General features: G+C 64.7%; 1 protein-coding gene. It reads right to left on the reverse strand.

The window, feature by feature from the left end; translation table 11 throughout:
* Positions 1-642 (reverse strand): nucleoside/nucleotide kinase family protein (locus AC1DGD_RS22100; protein ID WP_476858280.1); only part of this gene is annotated, 642 nt, incomplete at its 3' end.
* Between the last annotated feature and the right edge of the window lie 274 nt (positions 643-916).

Consider the following 916-nt stretch of genomic DNA (forward strand, 5'->3'; position numbering starts at 1 on the left):
GAGTGTGCTCCGCTGGCTTCCTGCTGCTACCAGGCGGGCATTGCGTTCGTCATTGCCGGTTGCACGCCATTCGGCGATGGCGGGGTCCTTGTCGAACCTCAGGTGCCGGGCGGTGAGCCGGCGCAGGCGTTCGCCCTGTTCGAGTTCGACGAACCAGGTTTCATCCAGGAGGGATGCGACCTCGTTCCATGGGGCCTCGTCCAAGAGCAGGTAGTTGCCCTCGGTGATGATCAGGCGTGTTTCCGGCGGGACGGCGATGGCCCCGGCGATCGCGTCGTTGACTTCGCGGCGGAAGACCGGAGCGAAGATCTCCCGCGAGATATCTGAGCGCAGCCGGCGGAGCAACGCGACGAAGCCGGCACCGTCGAAGGTGTCCGGAGCGCCCTTGCGGTGCTCCAGCCCGCGGGCCACGAGCAGCGACTGCGCCAGGTGATATCCGTCCATGGGGACCAGGGCGACCTGCCGGGGATGGTCGGTGAGCAGGCGCTCCAGCAGCCATTCGGAGATGGTGGATTTTCCGGCCCCGGGCGCCCCGGCAATTCCGAGCAGGCACCGGCTTCGCCGCTGGAGCAGCGCTTCAGCCCGGGCGAGGAGCTGCTGCTGGCCTGATTCGTCCCAGCGCAGGTATGGAGGGGTGTTCATCGCTTCTCCTTTCCGGCTCTCGCCTGGACCASGGCAGGAGGYCACCGGTGTTCTACGGCATCACGTTACATCGGCGTGGACAATGTCCACACAACCTTTGCCGGACAAACGCCCGCTCACCTCTCCCCGGCCAAGAAAAGGAACGAATCGAGGACCAGACAATCTCCCAGAAACATCCCTCAGGTCATGTCATCACCACAACTCCGGGAGATGAACAGGTACAAGGCCGACCACGTCCGGCACAAACAGCAAGGAACGAGGCCCGAGTGATCCC

This window comes from Arthrobacter sp. 05T45, assembly GCF_056395875.1.